Source organism: Eikenella sp. NML120348 (assembly GCF_001648435.1).
GTDB lineage: Bacteria > Pseudomonadota > Gammaproteobacteria > Burkholderiales > Neisseriaceae > Eikenella > Eikenella exigua.
Genome location: NZ_LXSP01000004.1, coordinates 195,530 through 218,817, shown reverse-complemented (window position 1 = coordinate 218,817; position 23,288 = coordinate 195,530). Strand labels below are relative to the sequence as shown.

At 56.3% G+C, this 23,288-nt stretch carries 23 protein-coding genes and 1 pseudogene; 19 read left to right on the top strand and 5 right to left on the bottom strand.

The window, feature by feature from the left end:
• Positions 1–274 precede the first annotated feature (274 nt).
• The gene (locus A7P99_RS08140; RefSeq protein WP_156499727.1) at positions 275–520 is read left to right on the top strand and encodes a hypothetical protein; all 246 of its coding nucleotides are present in this window, start codon (positions 275–277) and stop codon (positions 518–520) included.
• A gap of 604 nt (positions 521–1,124) precedes the next feature.
• On the opposite strand, the gene rpsI is transcribed toward A7P99_RS08140, so the two are convergent.
• From rpsI to A7P99_RS08125, 3 genes and pseudogenes are all read right to left on the bottom strand, one after another.
• Positions 1,125–1,517 (bottom strand): 30S ribosomal protein S9, encoded by a 393-nt coding sequence (rpsI, locus tag A7P99_RS08135; protein ID WP_003822527.1) that lies wholly within the window; start codon positions 1,515–1,517, stop codon positions 1,125–1,127.
• Between the two features lie 12 nt (positions 1,518–1,529).
• Positions 1,530–1,958: a 50S ribosomal protein L13 gene (gene rplM, locus A7P99_RS08130; protein WP_023887079.1), complete on the bottom strand. Its 429-nt coding sequence runs from the start codon at positions 1,956–1,958 to the stop codon at positions 1,530–1,532.
• 321 nt (positions 1,959–2,279) lie between these two features.
• A pseudogene (locus A7P99_RS08125) lies at positions 2,280–2,810 on the bottom strand (alpha/beta hydrolase).
• Positions 2,811–3,084: 274 nt separating this feature from the next.
• Between A7P99_RS08125 and pseB the strand changes: the two are divergent.
• From pseB to A7P99_RS08040, 18 genes are all read left to right on the top strand, one after another.
• Complete coding sequence (gene pseB / locus A7P99_RS08120; protein ID WP_067441155.1) at positions 3,085–4,083, top strand: UDP-N-acetylglucosamine 4,6-dehydratase (inverting); 999 nt, start codon at positions 3,085–3,087, stop codon at positions 4,081–4,083.
• Between the two features lie 30 nt (positions 4,084–4,113).
• Positions 4,114–4,410: a hypothetical protein gene (locus A7P99_RS08115; protein ID WP_067447893.1), complete on the top strand. Its 297-nt coding sequence runs from the start codon at positions 4,114–4,116 to the stop codon at positions 4,408–4,410.
• A gap of 38 nt (positions 4,411–4,448) precedes the next feature.
• Complete coding sequence (locus A7P99_RS10135) at positions 4,449–4,751, top strand: hypothetical protein (RefSeq protein ID WP_156499724.1); 303 nt, start codon at positions 4,449–4,451, stop codon at positions 4,749–4,751.
• Positions 4,752–4,869: 118 nt separating this feature from the next.
• A complete protein-coding gene (pseC, locus tag A7P99_RS08110) occupies positions 4,870–6,027 on the top strand; it encodes a UDP-4-amino-4,6-dideoxy-N-acetyl-beta-L-altrosamine transaminase (RefSeq protein ID WP_067687177.1) in 1,158 nt (385 codons plus the stop codon).
• 95 nt (positions 6,028–6,122) lie between these two features.
• The gene (locus A7P99_RS08105; protein ID WP_067447897.1) at positions 6,123–6,518 is read left to right on the top strand and encodes a hypothetical protein; all 396 of its coding nucleotides are present in this window, start codon (positions 6,123–6,125) and stop codon (positions 6,516–6,518) included.
• Positions 6,519–6,683: 165 nt separating this feature from the next.
• Positions 6,684–7,166 (top strand): histidine phosphatase family protein, encoded by a 483-nt coding sequence (locus tag A7P99_RS08100; protein ID WP_231863744.1) that lies wholly within the window; start codon positions 6,684–6,686, stop codon positions 7,164–7,166.
• A 104-nt stretch (positions 7,167–7,270) separates the two neighbouring features.
• Positions 7,271–7,996: a nitroreductase family protein gene (locus A7P99_RS08095; protein WP_067528683.1), complete on the top strand. Its 726-nt coding sequence runs from the start codon at positions 7,271–7,273 to the stop codon at positions 7,994–7,996.
• 234 nt (positions 7,997–8,230) lie between these two features.
• On the top strand, positions 8,231–8,998 hold the full coding sequence (locus tag A7P99_RS08090; protein ID WP_067447902.1) for a pseudaminic acid cytidylyltransferase: 768 nt from the start codon (positions 8,231–8,233) through the stop codon (positions 8,996–8,998).
• A 60-nt stretch (positions 8,999–9,058) separates the two neighbouring features.
• On the top strand, positions 9,059–9,562 hold the full coding sequence (locus A7P99_RS08085) for a hypothetical protein (RefSeq protein ID WP_067447904.1): 504 nt from the start codon (positions 9,059–9,061) through the stop codon (positions 9,560–9,562).
• 31 nt (positions 9,563–9,593) lie between these two features.
• A complete protein-coding gene (gene pseG, locus A7P99_RS08080; protein ID WP_067687174.1) occupies positions 9,594–11,204 on the top strand; it encodes a UDP-2,4-diacetamido-2,4,6-trideoxy-beta-L-altropyranose hydrolase in 1,611 nt (536 codons plus the stop codon).
• Positions 11,205–11,256: 52 nt separating this feature from the next.
• Complete coding sequence (gene pseI / locus A7P99_RS08075) at positions 11,257–12,309, top strand: pseudaminic acid synthase (protein ID WP_067447908.1); 1,053 nt, start codon at positions 11,257–11,259, stop codon at positions 12,307–12,309.
• 251 nt (positions 12,310–12,560) lie between these two features.
• Complete coding sequence (locus A7P99_RS08070; protein ID WP_067528674.1) at positions 12,561–13,760, top strand: oligosaccharide flippase family protein; 1,200 nt, start codon at positions 12,561–12,563, stop codon at positions 13,758–13,760.
• Complete coding sequence (locus A7P99_RS10270; RefSeq protein ID WP_067447912.1) at positions 13,753–14,838, top strand: glycosyltransferase family 52; 1,086 nt, start codon at positions 13,753–13,755, stop codon at positions 14,836–14,838. Before A7P99_RS08070 ends, A7P99_RS10270 begins: the two co-directional genes overlap by 8 nt.
• A 24-nt stretch (positions 14,839–14,862) precedes the next feature.
• Positions 14,863–15,687, top strand: coding sequence for a beta-1,6-N-acetylglucosaminyltransferase (locus A7P99_RS08060; RefSeq protein ID WP_067528672.1), 825 nt, complete (start codon positions 14,863–14,865; stop codon positions 15,685–15,687).
• Positions 15,684–16,547 (top strand): glycosyltransferase, encoded by an 864-nt coding sequence (locus A7P99_RS08055; protein ID WP_067447916.1) that lies wholly within the window; start codon positions 15,684–15,686, stop codon positions 16,545–16,547. Before A7P99_RS08060 ends, A7P99_RS08055 begins: the two co-directional genes overlap by 4 nt.
• Positions 16,548–16,799: 252 nt before the next feature.
• Positions 16,800–18,035, top strand: a complete 1,236-nt coding sequence (locus A7P99_RS08050) for a sugar transferase (RefSeq protein ID WP_082880686.1) — start codon at positions 16,800–16,802, stop codon at positions 18,033–18,035.
• Positions 18,036–18,132: 97 nt separating this feature from the next.
• Positions 18,133–19,152, top strand: coding sequence for a UDP-glucose 4-epimerase GalE (gene galE, locus A7P99_RS08045; RefSeq protein WP_067687162.1), 1,020 nt, complete (start codon positions 18,133–18,135; stop codon positions 19,150–19,152).
• Between the two features lie 269 nt (positions 19,153–19,421).
• On the top strand, positions 19,422–20,225 hold the full coding sequence (locus tag A7P99_RS08040; protein ID WP_067447920.1) for an outer membrane beta-barrel protein: 804 nt from the start codon (positions 19,422–19,424) through the stop codon (positions 20,223–20,225).
• A gap of 117 nt (positions 20,226–20,342) precedes the next feature.
• On the opposite strand, the gene pta is transcribed toward A7P99_RS08040, so the two are convergent.
• Entirely contained in the window at positions 20,343–22,421 is a 2,079-nt protein-coding gene (gene pta, locus A7P99_RS08035; protein WP_067528661.1) for a phosphate acetyltransferase, read from the bottom strand.
• 208 nt (positions 22,422–22,629) lie between these two features.
• Positions 22,630–23,190: a hypoxanthine-guanine phosphoribosyltransferase gene (locus tag A7P99_RS08030; RefSeq protein WP_067447924.1), complete on the bottom strand. Its 561-nt coding sequence runs from the start codon at positions 23,188–23,190 to the stop codon at positions 22,630–22,632.
• Positions 23,191–23,288: the final 98 nt, after the last annotated feature.

Genomic DNA, 23,288 nt, shown 5'->3' with positions numbered 1-23,288 from the left:
AGTGGGGAAGGGGTGGGGACACGGTTGGGAAGGTGGGGAAGCGTTTCAGGTAGCCTGCCCTTTCTACCGGCTGGTGTCCCCACCCCTTCCCCACCCCTTCCCCACCTAAGCGCCTTTGTAATATATTGATTATGTTTGGTTTCCCCACTTTCCCCACTTTCCCCACCATGTTTTGTATATATAGAAAAAATAAAATCAGGGTGTGTTTTATAAATTCAGGAAAAACAATATGATAGACGGTATCGTTAGCGGTAGGCTGCAATTAAAGCCGAAAATGCTGAAAACCAAACGGGGAACGGACTACCTAATCGCGAAGCTGACGGTGTACGGCTACCGCAGCGGCAACCTGCCGGCTATCGAGCTGAACGCCGACCTAATCGCCTTCGATAGGCGGCTGTGTAGCAGACTGATGGAATGCAATGCCGGGCAGAGTGCAGCGGTTTGGCTAGAATGGGCGTTGGCTGATAGCCTTAATGTAGGCAGTTGTGTTGTGTTACTGGTTAGGCAGCGTATTTGGTAGAATGGGCAGGATAGCTGCTGAAAATCAAGCTACCTGAAAACCCATGTCTAAAAATGTCTAAAAGTCCAAAAAAAGCCTAGACATTGCAAATCTACGGTATTTTTTACGGTATTTTCGGATTTTTGAAAATTTGTGTCTTTATATTTCAATAAGTTATCTATCCATTTCGATAGAGCCTCTGGCATTTTAGCGGTTATTTTTTTGTCTAACGCCTTTACGGCAATCTCCCAAATCCAAGACCAGCAAGGCTTTCAGTCATGTTTGGAGTTTGTTCAGTATCTATCGCGGATTATCCGGGTGTCATTGAAACGACAGAATTTTTGGGGGTATATTTGGGATATTCTAGAAATACTTTCGAAAAATGCCCCTTATAATGAACCGACAACTAAGTTGATCGTACCAAGTTTAGTTATAACACGGTGGTGAGTATAGGCATACAAATAGGTAAGCGATAAGTGAGCCGGCAGCAAACAAAGAAAGTAGGCATGTGTCACAAACAACGTTTTTCAAGTATCTAAGGCTACCGAGAATTTTCAGGTAGCATTAGATACTTGCATATAAATAAAGAGCCGGGGAAACCGGCTCTTCTGCAATATAAAACGAATTAACGTTTGGAGAACTGTTTGGCGCGCCGTGCTTTGCGCAGACCGAATTTTTTACGCTCCACTTCACGGGCATCGCGAGTAACGAAGCCAGCTTGAGACAGAGCAGATTTCAAACCTGCATCATAGTCGATCAGAGCACGGGTGATGCCGTGACGGATAGCGCCGGATTGGCCGGTTTCACCGCCACCACACACGTTTACCATAATATCGAATGCTTCAGCATTTTCGGTCAGAACCAAAGGCTGGCGCACCACCATGCGGCTGGTTTCACGGGCGAAAAATTCGTCAACGGGGCGACCGTTTACCACAATCTGACCAGAACCTTTTTGCAGGAACACACGGGCTACAGAACTTTTGCGACGGCCAGTGCCGTAGTAGTATTTACCGTTCATAAAATGGTGTCCTTAAATTTCCAATACTTTGGGTTGTTGGGCGGCATGCTGATGTTCGCTGCCAGCGTACACTTTCAGCTTGCGGATCATGGCGTAGCCCAAGGGGCCTTTAGGCAACATGCCTTTAACAGCTTGTTCTAGAGCGCGGCCGGGGAATTTGTCTTGCATTTCCCGGAAAGTGCGCTGGTAGATACCGCCAGGGAAGCCAGAGTGGCGGTAGTAGATTTTGCCTTCATTTTTATCACCGGTAACACGCAGCTTGTCGGCATTAACTACAATGATGTAGTCGCCAGTATCTACGTGCGGGGTGTATTCGGGCTTGTGTTTGCCACGCAAGCGACGGGCGACTTCGGTAGCCACACGACCCAGAACTTTATCTTGGGCATCAATGACATACCATTCGCGCTTCACCTCGTGCGGTTTGGCTGAGAAGGTTTTCATAGCAGAAAAATCCAAATTAATATAAGAAAACTTTAATTTTAAAGATTAAGCGGTTTACTGTCAATGTTTATCCTGAGCGGAAACGGAATTTATGGCGTAATCCCTATACATTGTTGCAGTAAGGCAAGCTAGGGAGGAAGGTTGTATATATGGATTTGGCCGCTGCTGCTTGGCATTGTTTTGCTGGGTGTGAGTTCGGGTAAAGTCAATTTATCTCAATGGATTAGATTTACCCTGTGTTGATCTGGTTTGGCGCATGGAAAACGTGACAAGGAGTGTAGAGGCTACCTGAAAACCGTATTGCCCGTAGCGCCAAGGATATTAGTCATCCCACAACATTTCCTGCATCAGCCGCATGCCCCATTGCCATCCGCCCAAGCGGCGGTTGAGGTGGCCAGGTTGCGGTGCGCGTAACAGCCTGGCTTGCCAGATGGTGGCAGTATCGCTTGCCCAGTTGGTTGGGCACAGCGGGTTTTCATCTTGCCCGATTACTAAAGCGGCTTTGCAGTTGGTACGGGTACGTTGTAGGGTATGCCATTCATCATCCATGCAGGCAGATTGCAGGGGAGAAACCAAGATCATACCACGGATGCGTTGCTGGCCGCGCATGCTGTTCTGAAACTACCAAGCCATCACGGCCGGTACGCCTGCGCCATGTGCCACAATCATGGCTTGGCCGGGAATAAGCCGCCATGCTGTATTGATTTTACTTTGCCATTGGGCAATGCCTTCATCGGCAGCGCAAGATACTTGTTGCACCAGCGGATAACTGCGTGCCCAAATGTCTATCCACATTTCCGGCTCGGCGGCGTCACGCACGAGGAGCAGGGTAAGATCTTGAGCGGCAGACATAGGCGGTAGGGTGGAGTAGGGGAAAGGCATTATTGTAATGTATGGCTATTCCAAAGAGGAGTGAGGAGAGATAAATCCATGCTGTTATTTCTCTTTGGCACAGATGTGAGTTGAGCTTGGCGAGGCTGTGCTGCCACTTTTCAGGTAGCCTGCGGCACGATAGAAGCCACCGAATGCCGGTGCTATAATTTGCCACTTCATATTACGCTGTTTCCATTAAGATGATTTTGCGGTGGAATCAGCTATCCTATTAAGCTAAAACAACAGGTTATCCATGCTTTCTAATTCCACCATCCTCGTCACCGGCGGTACCGGCTCGTTCGGCAACACCTTCGTGCCCATGACCCTGGCCAAATACAATCCCAAAAAAATCATCATATTCTCCCGCGACGAAATGAAGCAGTGGGAAATGGCGAAAAAATTTCAGGGCGACAAACGCGTGCGCTTCTTCATCGGCGACGTGCGCGACAAAGACCGCCTGTACCGCGCGCTCGACGGCGTGGATTACGTCGTCCATGCCGCCGCCACCAAAATCGTCCCCACCGCCGAATACAACCCGTTTGAGTGCGTGAAAACCAACATCAACGGCGCAATGAACCTGATTGACGCCTGCATCGACAAAGGCGTGAAGCGCGTCGTCGCCCTGTCCACCGACAAAGCCAGCAGCCCCGTCAATTTATACGGCGCGACCAAGCTCGCCAGCGACAAACTCTTCGTGGCCGGCAACGCCTATTCCGGCGAACACGGCTGCCGCTTCGCCGTGGTGCGCTACGGCAACGTGATGGGCTCGCGCGGCTCGGTGATACCGTTTTTCCTCACCCAACGCGCACGCGGCACGCTGCCGATTACCGACCCGCGCATGACCCGATTTATGATTTCGCTGGAACAGGGTGTGGAGCTGGTGTGGCACGCGTTTGACGACATGGTGGGCGGCGAAATTTATGTGAAAAAAATCCCGTCCATGAACATTTGCGACTTGGCTGCCGCCGTTGCACCCGAATGCGCGCAGGAAACCGTCGGCATCCGCCCCGGCGAAAAACTGCACGAGCAGATGATTGGCGCGGAAGACTCGTTCCACACTTACGAATATCCCGAACACTTCAAAATCCTGCCCGCCATCAACGGCTGGGATGAAACGCCCGAGCGCATCAAAAACGGCGTGAAAGTGCCCGAAGGCTTCGTGTATGCCAGCAACAACAACACGGAATGGATGACGCGCGAGGAATTGCAGGCGTGGATTGAGGCTAACAAAGAGAAAATCGGCGCGATTTGATAGAGAAGGCTACCTGAAAGGGAAGCTTCAATGAAGTTAAAACTAGTTGAACAATTTTCAGGTAGCCTGAATTTTATGATGGAGACATTAAAGGAGAAAATTATGTATTCAAATCAAAAGAGACTTTTGGCAGCATTGCTAGGAGTAACCGTCCTTTTTGCATGTACATCAATTACGGTTCAACCTGTTAGTGCGGCTGAGGATATTAGGGAAATCTGTATTGAGAATAACCCGCGTGTGCAGGTTAGAGATTTTGTTAGCGTACTGCAAAATCGGTTGGCATATCATAATATTCAGTCGCAAGTTGTAGAAGATAAATCAGCATAAGGTTGTGTTTATTCTATGACTTATACTGCTTTGCGTTCTTGGGACGTAACTACTTACCTATCTCATCTCATGCCGAATTATATCTTTGGAAAGAAGGAAGACAAATTACGCAAGCAGAATATCATTTGCGTGGCGGTGGCGGTCTGGCATTGACAAAATTTGCTTCTACACAAACCAAAATGGAACCTGTCATTGATCAATTGTTAGGACGAAGTGGTGTAAAACAAGGTGCTCCTACAACAGTTACTCAGCCACGAGTTTCCCCTGTTCCTATGCAGCAGCAACCTCAGCAAATAGAGCAGGAGCAGCCGATGATAAACGAGAATATGGGCAGTAATTAAAACCTAATTTCAGGTAGCCTGCATCTGTAAAGGCTACCTGAAAATAAAATCCCAGCAGCTACGCATCAGAAAAGCCATTTCCACAACAAATCCATCTATCCAACTAAAGGACCCCCTCATGATCCCCTATGGCCGCCAAACCATCTCTGAAGCCGACATAGCCACCGTCGTGCGTGTGCTCCAATCCGACTTTCTCACCCAAGGCCCGCAAGTGCCTGCCTTTGAAGACAGCCTGAAGAATTACTGCGGTGCGCAGCACGCCGTTGCTGTAAACAGCGCCACCTCCGCCCTGCACCTCGCCTGCCTCGCCCTTGGCCTGGGCAAAGGCGACAGCCTGTGGACATCTCCCATCACCTTCACCGCCTCTGCTAACTGCGCCCGCTATTGCGGTGCTGATGTGGATTTTGTAGATATTGATCCGCACACGCTGAATATGTCCCCCGCTGCGCTGGAAGCCAAGCTGAAAGCGGCCAAAGTTTCAGGTAGCCTGCCCAAAATCGTTGTGCCGGTTCACTTTTCGGGTGAACCCTGTGATATGCGGAAAATCCACGCATTATCCAAAGAATACGGCTTCAAAATCATCGAAGATGCCTCCCATGCCGTTGGTGGCAGTTATCAGGGCGGCAAAGTTGGCAACTGCCAATATAGCGACGTCACCGTATTCAGTTTTCACCCCGTCAAAATCATCACCACCGCCGAAGGCGGCGCAGCCCTCACCAACAGCCCAGAGCTTGCCGCTAAACTCGCCCTGCTGCGCAGCCACGGCATCACCCGCAATCCTGAAGAAATGACCCAAGAGCCGGATGGCGCTTGGTATTACCAGCAAATCGACCTCGGCTACAACTACCGCATGACCGAGCTGCAAGCCGCCCTCGGCGTGAGCCAGATGACCCGCATCGACGAATTTGTCGCCCGCCGCCACGAGCTCGCCGCGCGATACGACCGCCTGCTTGCCCATCTGCCGCTCGTCTTGCCGTACCGACATCCAGAAAGCCGCTCCGCCTTGCATCTCTACCCCGTACAAGTCCGCGCCGACAGCGGCAAAACCCGCCGCCAAGTGTTCGACTTTCTGCGGCAAAATGGCATCGGCGCCAACGTGCACTATATTCCCGTCCACACCCAGCCCTACTACCGCCAATACTTCGGCTTCAAACCGGGCGACTTCCCTGCTGCCGAAGCCTACTACGCCGGCACAATCAGCATTCCGCTGTATTTTGATCTGACTGAAGCCGAACAGGATAAAGTGGCAGAAGTGTTGGAACGGGCTTTCAGGTAGCCTTTGGCAGCGAGGGGAGGCAGCCTGAAAACGAGGTTTCCGCAGGAAGATGAGTTTCTGCAAAGCTAAAATTTCTGCTGCCTGAGAGAACAATCATGACAAATAAAGCATTATGGATATTACTGGCCTGCACGGTATTTGCTGCCCGGGCCGAGCCTCTGTCGCCTGAGCAAGAACGTGGTTATGCGCTTATGGTTGCAGCCATGCTCGGGCAGGCACATCAGGCATTGGTGCTGTGCGGCCTGTCGCAGGGAAACGACCCATTTTTTGCCGAGGGCAACCCCATTCAGCAAAACATGGTGATTCATATGAATCGCGTAGCGCCTGACGACAAAGCTTTTCCACAAATGTTTTACCAGACGTATCAAGATGCATTCCGCCGGTCCAATCCCGATTTTTCGCCTGAAAAATGTGGTCATTTGGATGAGGAAGCCGTGAATCGGGAAAAGCAGCGTTTGCTGGATCGGTTTGCTGCACCGTTTGGCAGATAGCAACAGCCGTAAGATATGTGTGTGAGCAAGCTTCCCTCTGCTTGCTGATGAAGAGGTCTTGACGCAGACAAGACTGTTCATGTTCAGGTAGCCTTTATTAAAGTATAAAGGCTACCTGAAAACGAACGTAGTGCACTTCTACACAGCATAACTTCAAGCCGCCCGGTGTTCGTATCCCAAATGTGCCGCACCCGCGAAACCGCCGCGCCCTATTGCCGGCACTACGGCATCGAGCCCGCTGAGTTGCCCTGTTTAAACGAATTTTCCTATCTGCCATTCGATTTGATCGCCAAGCTCAGCCCTAGCGAGCGCCGGCCTATTGCCCAAGCCTATTGGCAGCGCGGCGATGTGAACGAGCGAGTGGGGCAGGGCGCAGACAGCTTTGCCGATTTCGATACACGGCTGGAAGCGTTTTTGCAGCAATGGCACCAGTTGCCCGATGGCAGCTTATTGTTCGGCCACGGGATTTGGATTGCCTTATTGGCCTGGAAACTTTTAGGCTTTCAGGTAGCCTCTCCTGCCGACATGGCTGCCTTCCGTGCTTTTCAAACCGCTCTGCCTATGCCGAATACCGCCGTGTGGACGCTCTCCGGCAGCTGCCGAGAAGATTTGCGGCTGGTGTTTCAAAGCGGCCCGGCGGCAGAGTAAGGCGCCGAATGGTGCAAGGCCACCGCCTGCGCTTGCCAAGGATTAATGCAATCATTTTATGCATTGTTTAAAATAATATTTTCAGGCTACCTGAAGGAGTAATCATGACCCTGCAACAAGCCCTCGAACGCCGCCGCTCCGTGCGTCACTACGGCGACGCCCCTATTGATGCCGACACCGTGCGCCAATGCCTGCGCCTTGCCCAGCTGGCCCCCAGTAGCTCCAATATGCAGCTTTACGAGTTCTACCACATCACCGATGCCGCCGTGCTGAAGCAGCTCGCTGCAGCCTGCCTCGGCCAAAAAGCCGCCGCCACCGCGCCGCAGATGGTGGTGTTCGTTACCCGCCAAGACCTGCACCGTAGCCGCGCCCAAGCCGTGCTCGATTTTGAGCGCAGCAACATCCAACGCAACAGCCCGCCGGAAAAACAGGCCAAACGCATTCAGGCGGAAGAAGGCTACCGCAATAAGCTCATGCCCTTTGTTTATGCCTGCTGCTTCGGCCTGCTCGGCGCGTTCCGCAAAATGCTGGCCTGGGGCATCGGCCTGTTCCGCCCGATGATGCGCGATGTGTCTGAGGCCGATATGCGTATCGTGGTGCACAAAAGCTGCGGCTTGGCGGCGCAAACTTTCATGCTTGCCATGGCCGAAGCGGGCTACGACACCTGCCCGATGGAAGGGCTGGACAGCCGCCGCGTGAAACGCATTCTGAACCTGCCGCACGGCGCGGAAATCAACATGGTTGTTTCCTGCGGTATCCGCAAGGAAGGCCACGGCATTTGGGGCGAACGCTACCGCCTGCCGTTTGACGAGGTGTATCGGCATATTTGAAGCGCTGCACACAAATTTGAGGCTACCTGAAAAGTTTCAGGTAGTCTTTTTGATAAACTGGCGGATTTTATATTTGCCATGCCAAGCCCCGCCCAAACCCTTGTTGTGCCCACCGCAATCCCTGCCTGCGCACATTGAAACCGCTGCGGACGACTGCCCAAATCAGCTATAATCCCCGCCTTAATAAACCGTATTCGCCACGCCTTCCCAAAGGCTGGCAGAAACCGCTACTCCATGACCCTTTGCATCATTCCAGCCCGCGGCGGCAGCAAACGCATTCCGCGCAAAAACATCAAGCCATTCAACGGCAAGCCGATGATTGCCTATTCCGTCGAAGCGGCGCTGGAGAGCGGCTGCTTTGCGCGTGTGGCGGTGTCGACCGATGATGAAGAAATCGCCGCCGTGGCGCGGCAATACGGCGCGGAAACCCCGTTTGTGCGCCCGCCCGAGCTGGCGGATGATTTCGCCACCACCGGCGCCGTGATGCGTCATGCCGTTGCCACGCTGCTGGCGGAGAGGCTACCTGAAAGTGAGCGCAGCGGGTTGCTGCATGGCAAAAGCGGGCAGCCGGATTGTTCAGCTAGCCTCAAGCCGGCCTTGCCCGAAGTTTGCTGCCTGTATGCCACCGCCCCTTTCGTGCGCCCTGCCGACCTGCAACGCGGGCTGGATACGCTGCGCCGAAGCGGCGGCGATTATGCTTTTTCGGTAACCGATTTCCCCTTTCCTATCCAGCGTGCCCTGCGGCTGGACGGGCAGGGCGGCGTGTCGATGTTTCAGCCGGAAAATTTTGCCGTGCGCTCGCAGGATTTGGAGCACGCTTGGCACGACGCGGGGCAGTTTTATTGGGGCAGCGCCGAAGCCTGGCTGGCGGAAAAGCCGATTTTCAACAGCCGCGCCGCCGCCGTGAAGTTGCCGCGCTACCGCGTGCAGGATATCGATACGCCCGAAGATTGGGCGCGGGCGGAAGTGATGTGGCGCGTGTTGCGGGAGCGGGGGGAGTGATGTTGCCGCATAGCAGTTTGCTGTACTAGTTTTCAGGTAGCCTGAATTAAAGAGACGATGATGTTTAGTAGAGAAAAACGGGTGGTGCAATATACGTTTGGCAGAAATCAGATTTGGATTTATCTGCTTGCTTATGCATGGATTATCGTGATGTGGACCACCTTGCTGCGTTGGCTGAGTGATGGCGAGGCGGAGGGCGTTCGCGCTTGGTTGTATCTAATTGTAGCCAGCGGTTTGCTGCTTGGTTTCCCAATTTTTGTTTGGAGGCGCATCAAAAGCGCTTATAAAATTTGTGCACTGCTTGATAGTAAGCAGCTGGTGTTGAATGTTTTTGTATGGCGCAAACTGTCGTGGCGGACGCAGTATGAGTTTGCTTATAGTGAAATTCAAAACATTTGTTTTTCTGGAGGATTTTCTGGAGAAGGGAAAGTGTGGCTGTTGTTGCGAAACGGTGGGAAAATCTTGCTCAAAAGTAGCCACGATCAGAGTCGTGCCAAAATCTTCGCGCGGCAGCTAGCGGAAAGGTCGGGCTTGCCGTTTGAATTGATAAAAGAAAACGGCTAGATATTTTCAGGTAGCCTGAAAGTTGTAGAACATGAAATTCCTCATCCGCGCAGACGCCTCCCTGCAAATCGGCAGCGGCCACATCATGCGCTGCCTCACGCTGGCGCACGAGCTCTCGCGGCGCGGTCACGAAGTGCGCTTTATCTGCTGCGCGCTGCCCGGCCATTTGGGCGAAACGATTGAGCGCGCGGGCTTCGGCCTGATTTTGCTGCCCGTGCCGCCGCTGGCCGGAAGGCTACCTGAAAATCGTGATGCGCCCGAACAGAACGCAGCAACGCACTCCCAGCCCGCCCACGCGCATTGGCTGCCCGTATCGCAGGCGCAGGATGCCGCCGATTGCGTGCCGCCTATCCGCGCTTTTGCGCCGGATTGGATTATCTGCGACCACTACGCTTTATCCGCCGAGTGGGAGCTGGCCGCCAAGGCTGCTGCAGGCAGCCGCCTGATGGCGATCGACGACTTGGCCGACCGCCCCCACGCCGCCGATTTGCTGCTGGATCAAAACCTCGGCCACACCCCGGCCGATTACGCCGGCTTAGTGCCGCCCGCCTGCCGCCTGCTTACCGGCACGCGCTACGCCCTGCTGCGCGAAGAATTTGCAGCCTGGCGCGAGGCAAGTTTGCAACGCCGCACTGCCCAAGCCGAAACAGGCTACCTGAAGCATATTTTGGTGAATTTGGGCGGCGTGGATAAGGACAACCATACGTTGGCGGTGCTGCAGGCGCTTTCAGGTAGCCTGCCTGCCGCCTGCCGCGTCACCGTGGTGATGGGCAAAACCGCGCCGCACACCGCTGCCGTGCAGGTTTTTGCCGATAGCGCGCCGTATCCTTGCCGCGTGCTGGTGGGTGCCAACAATATGGCCGAGCTGATGGCCGAAGCCGATTTGGCCATCGGTGCGGCGGGCAGCACTTCGTGGGAACGCTGCTGCCTGGGATTGCCCACCATGATGCTGGTGTTGGCAGAAAACCAACGCGGCATCGCAGAAACCTTGCAGCAGGCCGGAGTGGCGAGTGTGGCCAATATGGCAGATTTGCCTGCCAGCTTGGCCCGCCTACTGGCCGAAACGCCTGCCCTGCGGGCAGAGCAAAGCTGCCGTGCCGCCGCGCTGTGCGATGGGCGCGGCGTGCTGCGGGCCGCCAATAATTTGGCCGATTTCGCGCCTGCCGTGCTGCGTCCTGCCGCGCCTGCCGACTGCCGCCGCCTGTTTGAGTGGCGCAATCATCCCGAGGTTCGCCGCTTTATGTTAGATAGCGGAGAAATCGCTTGGGATGGGCATCAGGCATGGTTTGCCCGCCAGCTGGCCAATCCTGAGTTCACCATACTGTTGTATGAAACCGGCGGTACGGCGCAGGGCTATGCCAGCTTCAAACACCTGGGCGGCGGCCGCTGCGAATGGGGCTTCTACCTCGCCCCCGATTGCCCGCGCGGCCAAGGCCATGGCGGCACATTGGGGCAGCTGGCGTTACAATACGCTTTCTACCGCCTGAATATGCGCGAGGTACACGGCCAAGTGTTGCCGCACAATGCCGCCAGCCTGGCTCTGCACCGCCGGCTCGGTTTCCGCCCGGCAGATAAGGCAGCCGGGCAGGAGGCGCAGCAGGCCTTATCATTTGTGCTTCGTGCCGAAGATTTTTTGTATTAAACGCTAAAACGGCAGCCTCCCCATAACAGGCTACCTGAAACCGAAACCACCCATGAAACCCACATTCCAAATCAACGGCCGCCCCATCGGCGCTGTCCACCCGCCCTACATCATTGCCGAGATGTCGGCCAACCATAACGGTAGCCTGCAAACCGCCTTCAACATCATAGAACAGGCCAAGGCTGCCGGTGCCGATGCCGTCAAAATCCAAACCTACACCGCCGACACCATCACGCTACGCAGCAACGCGCCCGAGTTTCAAATCAAAGGCGGCCTGTGGGACGGGCAAACGCTGCACGAGCTGTATCAAAAAGCGCATCTGCCTTGGGAATGGCACAAGCCGCTGTTTGATTTTGCCCGCGAGCAGGGTATCACCATTTTCAGCTCGCCGTTTGACTTTACGGCGGTGGATTTGCTGGAAAGCCTCGATGCCCCGGCTTACAAAATCGCCTCGTTTGAAGCGGTAGATTTGCCGCTGATCCGTTATGTGGCGCAAACCGGCAAGCCGATGATTGTGTCCACCGGCATGGCCGATGCCGAAGAAATCGCCGAAGCCGTGGCCGCCGCGCGTGAAGGCGGCTGCAAGGAATTGGTGTTGCTGCACTGCGTGAGCGGCTACCCCGCACCGGCGGCGGATTACAACCTGCGCACGCTGCCTGATATGGCGCAGCGCTTCGGCGTGCCGGTGGGTTTGTCCGATCACACGCTGGACAACACCACCGCCATCGCCGCTGTGGCGCTCGGTGCGTGCGTGATCGAAAAGCACTTCACGCTAGACAGAAACGGCGGCGGCCCGGACGACAGTTTTTCTTTAGAACCGCAGGATTTGGCTGAATTGTGCCGCAGCAGCCATACTGCCTGGCAGGCGCTGGGGCAGGCCGATTACGGTTTGAAATCGAGCGAGCAGGGCAATATCCAGTTCCGCCGTTCGCTGTATTTTGTGAAGGATATGAAAGCGGGCGACACCATCGGCGCCGACTGCATCCGCAGCGTGCGCCCCGGCTACGGGCTGGCGCCCAAGCATTACGACGCGCTCATCGGCAAACGCCTGCGCCGCGATGTGGCGGCCAATACGGCCACCGATTGGGATTGCGTGGAAGAGTAGAAAAAGTTTCAGGTAGCCTTACGGCAGTGTTAGAGGCTACCTGAAAACTTGAGTACCAACGAAGCTGGGAATCCGCTTTTTGTGAAATCAAACGCAAAATATTAGGAGAAAACGGTTGAGGTTGTGCCCGCAGTCGCCTTTCTTTTGCTTTCTTTGCTTTGGCGAAGCAAAGAAAAGAAAGTGCCCGCGCCGGCATGAGGCGCAAAGGTGAATAGGGAGTGAATAGCGAAGGCTACCTGAAAAGTTCCTATATGAAGATTCTAAAAGACAGCCTCATCTACCTCGTCGGCGAAATGCTGGCTAAGGCCATGCCTTTCCTGCTGCTGCCCTATCTCACGCGCAAGCTGGGTACGGCGGGGTTTGGCGAGCTGTCGTATTATCAGGCGGCATTTTCGCTGCTGCTTATCGGTTTTGGCATGAGCCAGGATGGCGCGGTGACGCGGTATTACTATATATACGGCCAGCGCAATCTGCACAGCGTGGTGTATGCCGGCGCGCTGTATACCGCTTTTGCCGCGCTTATCGGCTTGTTGGCGGCGTGGCAGCTGCATTCATTGGCGTTGGCCTCGGTGGTGTGTGCGGCGGCGGCGCAAACGGTGTTGGCCACGCAATTGAGCCTGCGCCAATGCCGCAAACAGGCCTTGGCCTATACGGCCATTCAGTTCGGCAGCAGCCTGTTCACCACCGTGCTCACGGTGTGGCTGCTGGAAATGAGCGCGGATTATCCGGTAGAACGGCGCTTCTTGGCTCTGTTTGCCGGCAATGCGCTGGTGTCGCTGGCGGCTTATCTGCTTTATCGGCGCAGTGCCGGACAGCGGCTGGGGTTTAACCGGCAGCGGGTGTGGCAGGCTTTACGCTATATTTTCGCGCTCGGCCTGCCTTTGGTGATTCATCATGCGGGCAATTATGTGAAAGGGCAGTTCGACCGCGTGGTGATTTATCAGGGCTATTCCGCCGCCACGCTGGGCGTGTATTCGGCGGGCTATCAAACCGCCAGCGTGCTGGGCGTGTTGCTGATGGCGCTGAACAAAGCCACCGTGCCGTATTACTACCAGGCCTTGCGCAGCGGCAAAATCACAGCGGCCACGGTGCGCCGCTGGGCACTGCTCTCGCTCTTGACCGCACCGCTGCCGGCAGTGGTGGCCTGGCTGATGCCGGAGCGGCTGTTTCTGTGGCTGCTCGGGGCGCAGTATGCGGGGGTGCATTACTATATTTGCCTGTTTTTGCTTGGTTTCGGTTTGACTGTGCCCTATTATTTGCAGGTGAATTATTTGTTTTACCACGCGCAAAACCAGCGCATCGCGCTCACTTCGCTGCTCTCGGCGGGCGGCTATCTGCTGGTGTTGTTGCTCACCGCGCGGGTAGGTATCCAATGGGTGCCGCTGGCGATGATTGCCGGCAACGCGCTGATTTTCCCGATATTGTTCCGGCAGGTGAAACCGTATGGCTGATTTGGCGAATTTAATCATCTGCCTCACGCCCCTGCAGGCCTTGATGGCGCAGCGGCTGATGGCGCAGCGCGCAGAGCCGTTCGATTTGCTGATGCTGTGCTACGAAGATGCGGACAATGCTAAGTTTCGGCATTATTTTCAAGTAGCCTCTGCGGGCAGCCGCCATGCCGAATATGCCCTGATTCCGCAAAGCAAATGGCGGCGCGAGCTGGGCTTGCCCCGCCTGCTGCGCGGGCTGGATAAAGAATACGCCACCGCCTTTGCCGCCAGCATCGATAATCCGAACGTGCAATATGTGCTGAACCGCATCCGCTTTGATGCGCTGGAAACCTTCGACGACGGCACGGGCAACCTGATTCCCGGCAGCGTGCTCTACCGCAACAGCAGCAACCGCCAGCGGCAGCTGATGAACCGCCTGCGCGGCATCCGCCTGCAAACCGAAGACCTGCGCCGCCTCTCGCGTCGGCACCACACGCTCTATCCCGGCCAGCCCAATATTGCCGCGCCCACCGTGCCGCTGGATTTGTGGGCGGCAGCCGGGCAAGGGCTACCTGAAAGCGGGGAAGGTGGGCTTCGCCAAAGCGAAGGCAGAGAGGTGCTGAGAAGCGGCAATGGGGCAGTGAATGAGTGTGGCTTAAACGAAAGGCTACCTGAAAAAAATACGGCCGACGCGGCTGCCGCAAACCCTACTCCCGTCCGCACCCGCCGCATCCTGCTCGGCCAGCCGTTGCTGCCCAATACGGCAGATAACGCCGCGCTGGCCGAAAGCCTGCTGCGCCGTTTTGAGATTGGCGAATATTTCCCGCACCCGCGCGAAACCTACCGCGTATCGGGCGCCGAATACATTGCCAGCCCGCTGATTTTTGAAGACTATCTATTGGAAAGCCTGCGCCGCGAGCCTGATACCCGCTTCGAGGTGTACCACCTCGTCAGCACCGCTGCGCTGAATGTGTACGCCTTCCCGCGCACCGCCGTGTATGCCGTGCGCCCTGCAGAAGCCGCCTTTCACACGCCAGGCGTGGCGCGGATTTATGACGTGATGGCGCAGTTGGGCATTCCGATTATCGATATTGAGTGAGTTTCACGATAACTGTTTAGCGTTATGAGCAGCGCCTTTTTAATTTTGTGCCACCGCCCGCCGCTTTATTGGCTGCGGCTGGCCGAGCGCCACCCCAAAATCCGCCTGCTGCTGCACTACGATGCCAAGGCAGATATCGGCGCGTTGCTACCCCTGCCGCCGAATGTGGGCCTGATTCCGCAGCGCGTCAACATCCGCTGGGCGGGCTTCAGCATGGTGGAAGCCACGCTGCACCTGATGCGTGCCGCGCTGGCCGATGCAGACATCCGCTTTGTGCACCTCGTGAGCGGCAACTGCGTGTTGCTGCACGCCCCCGAGCAAATCGAGCGCGAATTTGCCGCACTGCCGCGCGGCAGCCTGTTGCTGGAATGCCATGCCGAGCCGCGCCTGCGCTATCGCGTGCGTTTCAACACGCCGCACGCCGACACCGCCTGGCAGCGCCGCCTGCCCGGCAAGCTGCTCACCAAAGCGTTTCAGGCAGCCGATAAAATCCTGCCTACCACGCAAACGGCCTATGCCGGCAGCCAATGGTTTTCTGCCGACCGTACGGCCTTGGCAGTCCTGCTGAACGCGGCCGATAAGCAGGCCTGCGCCTTCTTCCGCAAGAAGCTTTGCCCGGACGAGCATTTCTTCCAATATTTGGCAAAAAGGCTACCTGAAACGGCGGGCATCAAGCTGTGGCCCAGCAACCACCGCCACATCCGTTTCGCTCCGGGCAGCAACCACCCCGATACGCTGGCTTTGGCCGAACTGCAAGCCTTGCGCCACAGCCCGAATTGGCTGGCACGCAAAGTGGACGACGATACCGCACTGCGCTTTTTAGACGAGACAGAAGGAGCAGCGGCATGAGGGCGCCAGCACAAAGCCAGCTTTCAGGTAGCCTTTTGGTGGAAAGCACGCCGCCGTTTTCCGTGTTGATGTCGCTGTATGCACGTGAGCAGCCGGAATATCTGCGCCAATGTTTGGCCAGCTTGGCCGCACAAACCCTGCCGCCAAACGAAATCGTGCTGGTGTATGACGGCGGGCTACCTGAAAACCTGGAAGCCGTTGTAGCAAGCTTTTCAGCTAGCCTGCCGCTGAAGATTGTGCGGCTGCCGCAAAACGTTGGGCTGGGGCGGGCGCTGAATGCCGGCCTAGAGGCCTGTACACACGAATGGGTGTGCCGCATGGATACAGATGATATCTGCCACCCCGAGCGTTTCGCGCGGCAGCTGGCTTTTGTGGCGGCGCACTCAGAGCTTGACATGTGCGGCAGCCAGATTGACGAGTTTGAGCACACACCGGCCGATGCCGCGCACAGCCGCCGCGTGCCCTGCGAACACGAGGAAATTGTACGCTTTGCCAAAAGCCGCAATCCCATCAACCACATGACGGTGTGCTACCGCAAATCGGCAGTGCTGGCAGCGGGCAATTATCAGCACGCGCCGCTGTATGAGGATTATGATTTGTGGGTGCGCATGCTGCTGCAAGGCTGCCGTTTTGCCAACCTGCCCGAAGTGCTGGTGTATGCGCGCGCGGGCGACGAGATGTATCGGCGGCGCGGCGGCTGGGCGTATGCGAAAAACGAGCTGGCCATGCAATGGCGCTTCTACCGCGCGGGCTTTTTGAGCGCGGCGCAGTCGGCGAAAAACGTGCTGTTGCGATTGCCGGTGCGGCTGCTGCCGAATGGGGTTCGGCAGTGGGTGTATCGAGTGTTGTTGCGGAAGTAGATTTGCTGTGAAGCCGGGCTTTTATTAAGCATAAGTTGGGTTTGGGCAGCTTGCTGAATTTCAGGTAGCCTCTACCATTTTTACTCCATTCGCCATTGCTCCCCGAAAAACCGCGCTCCGTTCGGCTGTGCCAGCAGAGAAAACATAGCCCGAACCATATGCTCATAATGGCCTGTGCTTGGTTTTATAGGGTGTTTAAAATTCCAGGTAGCCTGTATCGACCCAACTGCCAAACGAGAAATAACGGAAATAATGAAAACGATAAAAATGATTCTGCGCTTTGTTGCCGCCGCTTTGGTGATTCTGATTGCGCCGGCGTGGTGGTTTTGGCCGCCGCGCGAGTGGACTCATCCCACGGCCACCAATCTTTCCAGCTACAGCCTGCTCTTGGCCGGCCTGCTGCTCTCCTACGCTTTGAGCCGCAACCTGACGCGTTTCCCCGGCGAGCATTCTAAGCTGTCAGTGATTCCGGTGTCGGCCATCGGGCTGGGGCTGCCGCTGGTGTTTGCCGCCATGCTGCGCCTGCCGTATTCGGTGTATTACCTGGCCGCCGGGTTTGCGCTCACGGTGTTGTATCTGTTTGCCGAAACCTGGCTGGAAAAGCGGCACATCCGCCATCTGTATTATATTGATGTGGAAGGCATGCGCGATTTGCCGCAACTATCAAACATCCGCTGGCACGAGCTTGCCGAGCCTAGGTTACCTGAAACCGGCCGCGTGAACACGGTGGTAACCAATCTGCATGCGCCCGATTTGGGGGCGGATTGGCAGCGTTTCCTGGCCGATTGTACCTTGCGCGGCATTGCGGTTTACAACATCCGCCAGGTGGAGGAATCTCTCACCGGTCGCGTGAAAATCCGGCATATGTATGAAAACGATTTAGGCTCGCTGCTGCCCAGCCCGGCCTATATGGCGATTAAGCAGGCGCTGGAAGCCTTGATGGTGGTGGCCAGCCTGCCGCTCACCCTGCCGCTGATGCTGGCCACCGCGCTGGCCATCCGGCTGGAAAGCCCTGGACCGGTGCTGTTTGTGCAAAACCGCGTGGGCCGTGGCGGGCGCGAGTTTAAAATTTATAAATTCCGCAGCATGGTGTGCGATTCGGAAAAACACGGCGCGCAACTGGCGCAGGAAGGCGACACGCGAATCACCCGCACCGGCCGCTTCATCCGCAAAACCCGGCTGGACGAGCTGCCGCAGTTTTGGAACATCATCAAAGGCGACATGGCGCTCATCGGCCCGCGCCCCGAGCAGAAAGCCTTTGTGCAGCAGTTTGAGCAAAGCATCCCCTTCTACGGCTACCGCCACATCGTGCGCCCCGGCCTTTCCGGCTGGGCACAGGTGATGCAGGGCTATGCCGGCAACACAGACGAAACCCAAGTGAAAATCGAGCACGATTTCTACTACATCAAGCACTTTTCCTTCGCGCTGGATGTGCTGATTCTGTTTAAAACCCTGAAAACGATCATCACTGGCTTCGGTGCAAGATAAGTTTCAGGTAGCCTTTTGCCAGCCTAAAGGCTACCTGAAAACCAATGCGGCGGGCTTTTGTGAAGCTAAAATATCATCCAAAACAAAAAGGAAACCCATGTCCACTATCCTCGTTACCGGCGGCGCCGGTTTCATCGGCTCGCACACCGTGGTCGAGCTCATCCAAGCCGGCCATCTCCCCGTGATTATCGATAACCTCTGCAATGCCTCGCCCCAAGTTATCGGCCGCATCGCCGAAATCACCGGCCACACCCCCGCCTTTTATCAGGGCGACATCCGTGACCGCGAATTGTTGCGCCGCATTTTTGCCGAACACCCCATCCAATCCGTGATCCATTTCGCCGCCCTCAAAGCCGTGGGCGAGAGCGTGAAAAAACCGCTGGAGTATTACAGCAACAACGTTTCAGGTAGCCTCATCCTGCTGGAAGAAATGCAGTGCGCGGGCGTGAAAAGCATCGTGTTCAGTTCCTCCGCCACCGTGTACGGCGACCCGGACACCGTGCCGATTACCGAAACCGTCCCCCTCGGCCAAGCCACCAATCCCTATGGCGCGTCCAAGCAGATGATGGAGCGCATGATGGCCGACCTCCACACGGCCGACCCTGCTTGGAGCGTGATTCTGCTGCGCTATTTCAACCCCATCGGCGCGCATCCCAGCGGCCGCATCGGCGAGCAGCCCAACGGCATTCCGAACAACCTGCTGCCCTACGTTTGCCAAGTGGCCGCAGGCAAACTGGCCGAGCTTTCCGTGTTCGGCGACGACTACCTCACCCCCGACGGCACCGGCGTGCGCGACTACATCCACGTTGTCGATCTGGCGCTCGGCCACGTGGCCGCCCTCGATAAAAAAAGCCGCGAAGCAGGCGTGCACATCTACAACCTCGGCACCGGCAAGGGCTCGTCCGTGCTGGAAATCGTCCGCGCCTTCGAAGCCGCCTCGGGCAAAAAAATCCCCTATGCCGTCAAACCCCGCCGCGCGGGCGACATCGCCGAATGCTACGCCGACCCTGCCCGTGCCGCCGCCGAATTGGGCTGGCATGCCGAGCGCAGCCTGAACGACATGATGCGCGACTCTTGGCGCTGGCAAAGTGGCAATCCGAACGGGTATGGAGATTAATGGCGGAAAGGCTACCTGAAAAGAATAATGTGCTAATTTTTCTAAATTTCAAAGCCCTATCTTGTTATGCTGCATGGTGGCAAACCTAATGGGTAGCGGAAAGAGAACTGTTTGTTTATTCAGAGTTGAAACTTAATTGGGTCAGGATTATCATGCTCGCCGGAATATTGCTTCCTCAAAGCATTAAACTGATTTTGTCAGCAGTATTCCGCCGTTGGATGCGGTAAACCGCCGCCACGGCATTCTTTCCATCCACACCGGAGAAAATTATGCAGAAAACCCTAATTGCCTTGGCCGTGTTGGCCTTGTCTGCCGCTGTTCAGGCCGCCCCCACAGATGAGGGTGTGCCGCTGCATCCCATCAAAGACGGCCGCTACACCGTAACCACCGGTTACGCACACGAAAATGCCAAAATCGATCAACTTAAATATTCCGGCAACGGCGTTACCCTGCAAGGCCGCGCCGATATTCCGCTAGCTCAGCAACACGCTATTCGTGCCGAATTGGGCTATCAATACCTCGATTCCGATGCGAAAGCCAATGGCGAAAAAATCATCAACGGTGCCAAAACTAATAACGTAGATGTGTATGCCGGTTATTTGTTCTCTCCCTCCGGCTTCAAAAACGGCGGTCTGCGCGTGGGGGGTGGTTTGGGCTATAGCCACGGCAAAATAGATGTGCACAGCCACCGAATCGATCCCGACGACGATGCTGTCGATATCAGTGCCAACAACCTGTATCTGAAAGCCCAGGTGGAATACGAGCAGCAACTGGGCAGCAGCTGGAGCATTACCCCGTGGACCGAAGCCCAAGTCAGCCTACACCGCCGTGTGGAAGAACAATATACACAGATTGAGTATGCCAGTGACGGTAAATACAAACAAAACAACTACAGCCTCGGATTGGGTGTAGATGTGAACAAACAGCTGGGCGAAAGCACTAGCCTCACCTTCGGCCCCTATTACCGTTACACGCGGGATAAAGCCACCAACTTTACCCACGAAGGTGAAAATATCGAGGTGCAGAAAACCAACCGCCACAGCTTCGGCATCCGGGGCGGTGTGCGTTTCTAATAGTTGTATTTGTCTGCAATGCAAAGGCTACCTGAAAACGAGCTCGCGAGTTTCTGCGAGGCTAAAGTTTTCAGGTAGCCTTTTACCTGATGTTTAAATCCCAACAGGGCGGGCGGTTTATTTACCCATCTGCACGGCCTGGATGGCAGTGAGGGCGATGGTGTAGACGATATCGTCCACCAATGCGCCGCGCGAGAGGTCGTTTACCGGTTTGCGCAGGCCTTGCAGCATGGGGCCGATGCTCAATACGTTGGCGCTGCGCTGTACGGCTTTGTAGGTGGTGTTGCCGGTGTTCAGGTCGGGGAAGACGAACACGTTGGCTTGGCCGGCTACTTTGCTGTCGGGCGCTTTTTGGCGACCTACGCTGGGCACGCTGGCGGCGTCGTATTGCAGCGGGCCGTCGATGAGCAGGTCGGGGCGTTTTTCCTGCGCCAAGCGGGTGGCTTCTTTCACTTTTTCCACATCGGCGCCGCTGCCGGAGGTGCCGGTGGAGTAAGAAATCATGGCCACTTTGGGGTCGATGCCGAAGGCTTTGGCGGATTCGGCCGATTGGATGGCGATGTCGGCCAGCTCTTCGGCGGTGGGCTCGGGGTTCACGGCGCAGTCGCCATACACGAACACCTGCTCGGGCATCAGCATGAAGAACACGCTGGACACTAGGCTGGCGCCGGGGGCGGTTTTAATCAGCTGCAGGGCGGGGCGGATGGTGTTGGCGGTGGTGTGTACCGCGCCGGACACCAAGCCATCCACGTCGTTTTGCTGCAGCATCATGGTGCCGAGCACTACGCTGTCTTCCAGCGCCTGGCTCGCTAAGCCGGGGGTGAGGCCTTTGTTTTTGCGCAGTTCTACCATCGGGGCAACGTATTGCTCGCGGATGGTGTCGGGATCGATGATTTCCAAGCCTTCAGGCAGGGTGATGCCGCGGGTGGCGGCCACTTCGCGCACGGCTTCTGGTTTGGCCAGTAGCACGCAGCGGGCGATACCTTTGCTTTGGCAGATGGCGGCGGCTTCCACAGTGCGCGGTTCGTCGCCTTCCGGCAGTACGATGCGTCGGTTGGCGGCGCGCGCTTGCTCCATCATGCGGAAGCGGAAGGTGGGTGGTGACATCAGTAGTTGGCGCGGCTGGCCGATGTGGCGGCAGAGTTCTTCCACATCAACGTGTTTGGCCACGAATTCCACCATGGTTTCCATGCGCTCGGTGTCGTCGGCGGGAATGGTTTGGTCTTGATGGGCCAGCGCGTAGGCGGTGGCGAAGGTGTCGTGTTCGGTGAGTAGCACCGGCACGTTTTGGCTCAGCGCAGGGCTGATGATGCCTTGCACGGCGGGCGAAGGCGCGGTGCCGCAGGTGAGCAGCAGGCCGGCCACCGGCACGCCGCTGAGGATTTTCAGCGAGGCAGCCATCAGGATGTCTTCACGGTCGCCGGGGGTAATCACCAGTGCGCCGGAAGTGATGCGGTGGTGCATGTGGGCGGCGTTTTGCGCGGCCACCACGATTTCTTTGGTGCGGTTGCCCAAATGCTCTTTTCCGGCAATCACTTGGGTGTTCAGGTAGCCTGCAATGTCGGCCACGCGGCGCAGCGATTGTTCGGGCGCGAAAGGCAGCACGCCCATGCAGGGGATGCCGCCGCGCACTTTGGCAGACACTTCGGCGGCGAAGGCTTTGCTGTCGTTGCCGTTGTAGCGGTTGATGATGAAGCCGGCCACATCGGTATGGCTGTTGGCGTATTCCTGCGCGGCTAGATTGATTTGGTCGGCCACCTGTTCGGCGCTGTGGTTGCCGGCAGTAGCTACCAGGATCACGTTGGCGTTGAGCGCGGCGGCGATTTGCGCGTTTTTGTTGGCGAGGAAACCGAGTTCGCTGTCGGGCACCACGCCTTCAATAATAGCTACATCGTGCTCGGCGGCGGTAACCTGGTCGAAATCGGATACCATCAGCTCGATCAAATCGTCATCACGCCCGGCGCCCACCAATTCTTCTACTTTAGAGAGCGGCTGCGGGCGCGGCGGGTTGAGATGGAACAGTTTGTTGGCAAACACGATGGCGGCTTCGGTGTCGCCGGCGGGAGTGGGTTTGTGCGATACCGGTTTGTAGTACACCGGGCGGCGGCCGCTGCGTTGCAGGGCGCGCAGCAGGCCGAGCGAGATGCTGGTGAGTCCGGTTTTGGTGCCGATAGGCACGAGGAGGAAGTTTGGCATAGGGCTTCTTTCTTGGTAAAGGGTTAATCAATCAGCGTAAAGCAGCCGAATCAATAAGACGGCCGGCAGACGTTTGCCTGTGCTGGTTTTTCGCAGGCCGCATTGTTGCACTATTAACCAGGGGCGGCAAGCGATGGGATTGGGTTTGTTTGGGTAAGGCTACCTGAAAGTGATTCGGTGCCTCAGGTAGCCTTAAGTTTGGGTTTGGCTATTTATTGGCCAGGGCGTAGATGGCGCCGAGGTTGCGCCACATGCCACCGGCATCCATGCCGTAGCCGAACACATAGCGGTCGGGCACGTGGATACCTACATAATCGGCAGTGATGGGTTTAGGGCGGTTGATGTTTTTATTGGCGAATACGGCGGTGTAGCAGGAGGCGGCGCCCATTTCCAGTACTTGTTTGTGGATGGCGGCCATGGTGTGGCCTTCGTCTAGGATGTCGTCGAGCACGAGAACGTGTCGGCCTTCCACGCTGTTTTGCGGGGCACGCAGCCAGTTGAGCTGCACGCTGCCGCTTAGTTCGCTGCCGTAACGGGAAACGTGTACGTAGTCGAAATCGAGCGGGAAGCGCAAGAGGGGCAGGAGCTGGCCGGTGAAAACGACGGCACCGCCCATCACGGGTAGGAGCAGGGGGTATTGCTCGGCCAAGTCGGCGGTAATTTCTTCGGCCATGCGCTCCAGGGCAGCTCGGCAGGCGGCTTCGTCGAACAGGAGGTCGGCTTCTTCCAGTATGGTGCTGGCTTGCCAGAATCGTTGTTTGATGGTCATGTGGGATGTCCTTGCGCTGGGGTTTGGATTGGGGCTATCTGAAAAATGCGTTGCGAACACGCCTTAAGAGGCGAATTTGGAAATGGTGATTTCTATGT

Coding starts and splice junctions, on each gene's coding strand:
- A7P99_RS08140 (WP_156499727.1), top strand. CDS start 275: ATGCTGAAAACCAAACGGGGAACGGACTACCTAATCGCGAAGCTGACG.
- rpsI (WP_003822527.1), bottom strand. CDS start 1,517: ATGAACGGTAAATACTACTACGGCACTGGCCGTCGCAAAAGTTCTGTA.
- rplM (WP_023887079.1), bottom strand. CDS start 1,958: ATGAAAACCTTCTCAGCCAAACCGCACGAGGTGAAGCGCGAATGGTAT.
- pseB (WP_067441155.1), top strand. CDS start 3,085: ATGCTTTCTAATTCCACCATCCTCGTCACCGGCGGTACCGGCTCGTTC.
- A7P99_RS08115 (WP_067447893.1), top strand. CDS start 4,114: ATGAAGTTAAAACTAGTTGAACAATTTTCAGGTAGCCTGAATTTTATG.
- pseC (WP_067687177.1), top strand. CDS start 4,870: ATGATCCCCTATGGCCGCCAAACCATCTCTGAAGCCGACATAGCCACC.
- A7P99_RS08105 (WP_067447897.1), top strand. CDS start 6,123: ATGACAAATAAAGCATTATGGATATTACTGGCCTGCACGGTATTTGCT.
- A7P99_RS08095 (WP_067528683.1), top strand. CDS start 7,271: ATGACCCTGCAACAAGCCCTCGAACGCCGCCGCTCCGTGCGTCACTAC.
- A7P99_RS08090 (WP_067447902.1), top strand. CDS start 8,231: ATGACCCTTTGCATCATTCCAGCCCGCGGCGGCAGCAAACGCATTCCG.
- A7P99_RS08085 (WP_067447904.1), top strand. CDS start 9,059: ATGTTTAGTAGAGAAAAACGGGTGGTGCAATATACGTTTGGCAGAAAT.
- pseG (WP_067687174.1), top strand. CDS start 9,594: ATGAAATTCCTCATCCGCGCAGACGCCTCCCTGCAAATCGGCAGCGGC.
- pseI (WP_067447908.1), top strand. CDS start 11,257: ATGAAACCCACATTCCAAATCAACGGCCGCCCCATCGGCGCTGTCCAC.
- A7P99_RS08070 (WP_067528674.1), top strand. CDS start 12,561: ATGAAGATTCTAAAAGACAGCCTCATCTACCTCGTCGGCGAAATGCTG.
- A7P99_RS10270 (WP_067447912.1), top strand. CDS start 13,753: ATGGCTGATTTGGCGAATTTAATCATCTGCCTCACGCCCCTGCAGGCC.
- A7P99_RS08060 (WP_067528672.1), top strand. CDS start 14,863: ATGAGCAGCGCCTTTTTAATTTTGTGCCACCGCCCGCCGCTTTATTGG.
- A7P99_RS08055 (WP_067447916.1), top strand. CDS start 15,684: ATGAGGGCGCCAGCACAAAGCCAGCTTTCAGGTAGCCTTTTGGTGGAA.
- A7P99_RS08050 (WP_082880686.1), top strand. CDS start 16,800: ATGAAAACGATAAAAATGATTCTGCGCTTTGTTGCCGCCGCTTTGGTG.
- galE (WP_067687162.1), top strand. CDS start 18,133: ATGTCCACTATCCTCGTTACCGGCGGCGCCGGTTTCATCGGCTCGCAC.
- A7P99_RS08040 (WP_067447920.1), top strand. CDS start 19,422: ATGCAGAAAACCCTAATTGCCTTGGCCGTGTTGGCCTTGTCTGCCGCT.
- pta (WP_067528661.1), bottom strand. CDS start 22,421: ATGCCAAACTTCCTCCTCGTGCCTATCGGCACCAAAACCGGACTCACC.
- A7P99_RS08030 (WP_067447924.1), bottom strand. CDS start 23,190: ATGACCATCAAACAACGATTCTGGCAAGCCAGCACCATACTGGAAGAA.